This is a genomic window from Streptomyces anatolicus (genome assembly GCF_019400875.1).
In the GTDB taxonomy this organism is placed as follows: domain Bacteria; phylum Actinomycetota; class Actinomycetes; order Streptomycetales; family Streptomycetaceae; genus Streptomyces; species Streptomyces anatolicus.
Genome location: NZ_WMBF01000458.1, coordinates 1 through 5,076 on the forward strand (window position 1 = coordinate 1; position 5,076 = coordinate 5,076).

The following is a 5,076-nucleotide window of genomic DNA, read 5'->3' on the forward strand; positions in this document are numbered from 1 at the left end:
GTACGGAGGGGCGGTCAGAGGCGTTCGATGATCGTCACGTTGGCCTGGCCGCCGCCCTCGCACATCGTCTGGAGTCCGAACCGGCCGCCTGTGCGCTCCAGTTCGTGCAGGAGGGTCGTCATCAGTTTGACGCCGGTCGCGCCGAGAGGGTGGCCGAGGGCGATCGCACCGCCGTTGACGTTGACCTTCTCCGGGTCCGCGCCGGTCTCCTTCAGCCAGGCCAGGACGACCGGCGCGAACGCTTCGTTGATCTCGACGAGGTCGATGTCGTCGATGGTCATGCCGGTCTTCTTGAGCGCGTACGCGGTGGCGGGGATCGGCGCGGAGAGCATCCGGATGGGGTCCTCGCCGCGCACGGAGAGGTGGTGGACACGCGCGCGAGGCGTCAACCCGTGTTCCCGCACGGCGCGTTCGCTCGCGATGAGCAGTGCGGCGGCGCCGTCCGAGACCTGTGAGGAGCAGGCGGCGGTGATCGTGCCGTCTTCGAGGACGGGCTTGAGGCCCGCCATCTTCTCCAAGGTGGTGTCGCGGCGCGGGCCTTCGTCGGCGGTCACGTCGCCGTACGCGACGAGTTCGCGGTCGAAGCGGCCCTCGTCGGTGGCGCGGACCGCGCGCCGGTGGGAGCGGAGGGCGAACTCCTCCATGTCGCGGCGGGATATGCCCCACTTGGCGGCGATCAGCTGTGCGCCGTGGAACTGGTTCACGGGCCGGTCGCCGTAGCGGGCGCGCCAACCCGCGCTGCCCGCGTACGGGCCCTCGGTGAGGCCGAGTGGTGTGGCGGCCTGCCGGGAGGCGAAGGCGATGGGGATCATCGACATGTTCTGTGTGCCGCCCGCGACAACGAGGTCCTGGGTGCCGGACAGAACGCCCTGCGCCGCGAAGTGCACGGCCTGCTGGGACGATCCGCACTGGCGGTCGATCGTCACGCCGGGGACCTCTTCGGGCAGCCCGGCGGCGAGCCAGCTGGTGCGGGCGATGTCCCCGGCCTGCGGCCCAACCGTGTCCAGGCAGCCGAAGACGACGTCCTCCACGGCGGCGGGGTCGATGCCGGTGCGCGCGACGAGGGCCTTGAGGACGTGGGCGCCCAGGTCGGCGGGGTGAACCTGACAGAGCCCTCCCTGGCGCCTGCCGACGGGGGTGCGGACCGCTTCGACGATGTAGGCCTCGGCCATGACTGCGTACTCCTCGGTCGTGGGCGCCGTGGGACGGCGCGCCGCTCTACGTGCGCACGGAGATGCCGTCCAGGACCATCGACAGGTACTGGCGGGCGATCTCCTCGGGGCTGTGGCCGCCGCCGGGGCGGTACCAGGACGCGGCGACCCAGACCGTGTCGCGCACGAAGCGGTAGGCGAGCCGGATGTCCAGGTCACCGCGGAAGACGCCTTCCGCGACGCCTCGCTCCAGCGTCGTCAGCCAGGCCTTCTCGAAGCGCTGCTGCGAGTCGGACAGGTACTGGAAGCGCTTCTGCGCGACGAGGTGCCTGGACTCCTTCTGGTAGATCGCGACGGCGGCGCGGTGCCGGTCGATCTCCCGGAATGACTCGGTGACGAGCGCTTCAAGGGTCTCGCGGGGGCCGAGCTGGGCCTGGAGCACGGAGTCGTACCCGTCCCACAGCTCGGTGAGGAAGGTGCGGAGGATCTCTTCGAGCATCGACTCCTTGGAATCGAAGTGGTAGTAGAGACTGCCGGCGAGCATGCCGGCGGCGTCGGCGATCTTGCGGACCGTGGTGGCGTTGTACCCCTGCTCGGCGAAGACATCGGCGGCGATGCCGAGGAGTTCGCGTCGGCGCTCGGGCGACGGACTCACCTGCGGCTTCTTCTTGCCGGCGGTCTGCTTCGGTCCGCCGGTGCTCTGCTTCGGTCCGTTGGTGCGCTGGTTCGGTTCGCTGGTGCTCTGGTTCGGTTTCGACACACGGTCATTCTCCGCCTAGGCGTGCTGGCTGCTGACCGAGACCGTCTCGCCCGTCAGGTACGAGGAGTAGCCGCTGGCCAGGAAGACGATCACGTTGGCTATCTCCCAGGGCTGCGCGTACCGCCCGAAGGCCTCGCGGGCGGTGAGCTGTTCCAGCAGCTCGGGCGAGGTGACCTTCGCGAGGTGGGGGTGCATGGCGAGGCTCGGCGCGACCGCGTTGACCCGGATGCCGTGGGGGGCCGCCTCGATCGCCGCGCAGCGGGTGAGGGCCATGACCCCGGCCTTCGCGGCGGCGTAGTGCGCCTGGCCCTCCTGCGCGCGCCAGCCGAGCACCGAGGCGTTGTTCACGATCACTCCGCCGCCGGTGCCGTCACCGGCCCGGTCGACGCCGCCGCCACCGCGACCGCCACCGGGACCGCCCGCCCGCATGCGGCGCAAGGCGGCGCGTGTGCACCGGAACGTGCCGTTCAGCGTCACGTCGATGACCTTGCCCCACTGCGCGTCGGTCATCTCGGCGAGCGGGGCCGTCCCGCCGAGGCCCGCGTTGTTCACCACGATGTCCAGGCGGCCATGGCGCTGCTCCGCCAGCTCGAACAGGCCCTGGACCTGCGCCTCGACGGTCACGTCACACGGGACGCCGTCGATCCGGTCCGCCCCGAACTCCTCGGCGAGCGCGGCCACCGCCTCCTTGGTGCGGCGGGAATGGGCGTCACCTATGACGACGCGCGCGCCCTCCTCCAGGAAGCGGCGCGCGGTGGCGCCGCCGATGCCCGCGCCGGCCGCCGCCGTGATCACGGCGGTGCGCCCCGCGAGCAGGTCGTGTCCCGGCGGACAAGCGGGTGCGTCCATGGGCGTGCCTCCGGCTCGATGCTGCGTACTGACATCCGACATGCGACTTCTTGCTTCTCGCTTCTGACGACTACTGACCCTCGACTCTTTGACTGCCCACACGGTAACCTACCAAACACTTGTTAGGGAAGTGTGGGCGAAGAATTCCGGGAGGTGGGCTGATGGACCTCGACTTCACCGCCGAGGAGAGGGAGTTCCGGCAGCGGGCGCGTGACTGGCTCGCGGCGCATGTGCCGGCCACGCCGCTGCCCTCCCTGGAGACCGAGGAGGGTTTCACGGCCCACCGGGAGTGGGAGCGCGAGCTGGCGGCCGCCCGCTGGTCGGTGGTGTCCTGGCCCGAGGAGTACGGCGGGCGGGGCGTCGACATCGTGAAGTGGCTGGTGTTCGAGGAGGAGTACTACGCGGCGGGGGCCCCGGGCCGGGTCTCGCAGAACGGCATCAGCCTGCTCGCACCGACTCTCTTCGACTTCGGCACCGCCGCACAGCGCGCGCGGGTGCTGCCCGCCATGGCGACCGGCGAGGTGATCTGGGCGCAGGCCTGGTCCGAGCCGGAGTCGGGCTCCGACCTGGCGTCGCTGCGCTCCACCGCCCGCCGCACGAACGGCGGTTGGCTGCTGAGCGGGCAGAAGACGTGGTCGTCGCGGGCCGCGTTCGCCGACCGCGCGTTCGGGCTCTTCCGCAGCGAGCCGTACGACACCGGTGCGGGTGCCGTGAGCGCCGCAGGCGCCGCCAGTGCCGCGGGCAAGCCGCACCGGGGGCTCACGTATCTGATGTTCCCGCTCGACGCGGACGGCGTGACCGTCCGCCCCATAGGCCGCCTGGACGGCAAGCCCGCCTTCGCGGAACTCTTCCTCGACGACGTCTTCGTACCCGACGAGGACGTGATCGGCGAGCCGGGCCAGGGCTGGCGGATCGCCATGTCGGCCACGGGCGACGAACGCGGTCTGACGCTGCGCTCCCCCGGCCGTTTCCGCGCCGCCGCCGACCGTCTCGCGCGGCGGTGGCGAGCGCAGGGGGACCCGGCCGACACCGCGCTGAGCGACCGGGTCGCCGACGCCGTCATCGGGGCGCGCGCCTATGAGTTGTTCACCTGGGCCTGCGCGTCGCGCTCCACGGCCGGGGAGACGGTCGGCGCCGAGTCCAGCCTCAACAAGGTCTTCTGGTCGGAGTACGACATCGCGCTGCACGAGACGGCACTGGATCTGCTGGGCGCCGAGGGCGAACTGGCCGACGGCACGGCGGCCGGGCAGGACGGGGACAGCGCACCGGCGGGGCAGGACTGGATGGAGGGGTACGTCTTCTCGCTCGCCGGGCCCATCTACGCCGGGACCAACGAGATCCAGCGCGACATCATCGCCGAGCGGCTGCTCGGGCTGCCGAAGGGACGCCGCTGATGAGGTTCCTCCTCGACGACGAGCAGCGCGACTTCGCACGCTCGCTCGACGCGATGCTGAGTGCGCAGGACACGGTGACGGCCACGCGCGCGTGGGGCGACGGCGACCGGGGGCCGGGGCGCGCGGTATGGGCGCGGCTCGCGGACGCGGGGGTGTTCGCGCTGCCGGTGCCGCGGGCGTACGAGGGGCAGGGGCCGCTGCCGCTCGAAACAGCCGTCGCCTTCGTGGAGTTGGGTCGGCACGCGGTGCCGGGGCCTGCCGTGGAGACGGTGGCGGCCGAGGCGCTGCTCGCGCGCCTGGCGGAGCTGGGCGAGCCGGGACCGGCCAAGAGGTTCCTGCCCTCGCTCGCCTCGGGTGCGGCGTGCGCGACGCTGACGCTGCCCGAAGGAGGGCCGTACGCGCTCGACGCGGAGGAGGCGGGCCTGTTCCTCGCCGTGGCCGACGGTGAGCTGCGGCTCGCACCCGGGCACGCGCGCGTGCGACGGTCCCTCGACCCCGCTCGGCGCCTGGCCGCGCCACTGTCCGGCGGTGAACTGCTCGCCACCGGCCCCGCCGTGGCCGGCGCGGCACGGCACGCGAGGGACTGGGCGGCGCTCGTCACGGCGGCGCAGGCGCTCGGCGTCGGGCTGGCACTGCTCGACAGGACGGTGGCGTACGTGAAGCAGCGCAGCCAGTTCGGGGCGCCGATCGGTTCGTTCCAGGCCGTCAAACACCGGCTCGCGGACGTCCTGATCCGGCTGGAGTTCGTCCGGCCCCTGGTGCTCGGGGCCGCGCTGACCATGGCGCCGGGAGACATCGCCGCCGCCAAGGTGACGGCGGCCGACGCGGCTTACGGGGCGTCACGCGCCGCGCTCCAGCTCCACGGGGCGATCGGATACACCGCGGAGTTCGACCTCTCCCTGTGGCTCACCAAGGCGCGGGC

General features: G+C 72.2%; 5 protein-coding genes. 2 read left to right on the forward strand and 3 right to left on the reverse strand.

Going from position 1 to position 5,076, the window contains the following annotated elements; translation table 11 throughout:
* Positions 1-14 precede the first annotated feature (14 nt).
* The 3 genes from GKQ77_RS27325 to GKQ77_RS27335 all read right to left on the reverse strand — a co-directional run bounded on the left by GKQ77_RS27325 (position 15) and on the right by GKQ77_RS27335 (position 2,760).
* Positions 15-1,172, reverse strand: coding sequence for an acetyl-CoA C-acetyltransferase (locus GKQ77_RS27325; RefSeq protein WP_219691598.1), 1,158 nt, complete (start codon positions 1,170-1,172; stop codon positions 15-17).
* Between the two features lie 46 nt (positions 1,173-1,218).
* On the reverse strand, positions 1,219-1,806 hold the full coding sequence (locus GKQ77_RS27330) for a TetR/AcrR family transcriptional regulator (protein ID WP_219691602.1): 588 nt from the start codon (positions 1,804-1,806) through the stop codon (positions 1,219-1,221).
* A gap of 120 nt (positions 1,807-1,926) precedes the next feature.
* Positions 1,927-2,760: an SDR family oxidoreductase gene (locus tag GKQ77_RS27335; RefSeq protein ID WP_219691599.1), complete on the reverse strand. Its 834-nt coding sequence runs from the start codon at positions 2,758-2,760 to the stop codon at positions 1,927-1,929.
* Positions 2,761-2,921: 161 nt separating this feature from the next.
* Between GKQ77_RS27335 and GKQ77_RS27340 the strand changes: the two genes are divergently transcribed.
* Positions 2,922-4,154 carry an acyl-CoA dehydrogenase family protein gene (locus GKQ77_RS27340; protein ID WP_219691600.1) on the forward strand — a complete coding sequence of 411 codons (1,233 nt, stop codon included), beginning with the start codon at positions 2,922-2,924 and terminating at the stop codon, positions 4,152-4,154.
* Positions 4,154-5,076: acyl-CoA dehydrogenase family protein (locus GKQ77_RS27345; protein ID WP_219691601.1), on the forward strand; the 923-nt coding region annotated here is incomplete at its 3' end. The genes GKQ77_RS27340 and GKQ77_RS27345, both read left to right, overlap by 1 nt.

Coding starts and splice junctions, on each gene's coding strand:
- GKQ77_RS27335 (WP_219691599.1), bottom strand. CDS start 2,760: ATGGACGCACCCGCTTGTCCGCCGGGACACGACCTGCTCGCGGGGCGC.
- GKQ77_RS27325 (WP_219691598.1), bottom strand. CDS start 1,172: ATGGCCGAGGCCTACATCGTCGAAGCGGTCCGCACCCCCGTCGGCAGG.
- GKQ77_RS27340 (WP_219691600.1), top strand. CDS start 2,922: ATGGACCTCGACTTCACCGCCGAGGAGAGGGAGTTCCGGCAGCGGGCG.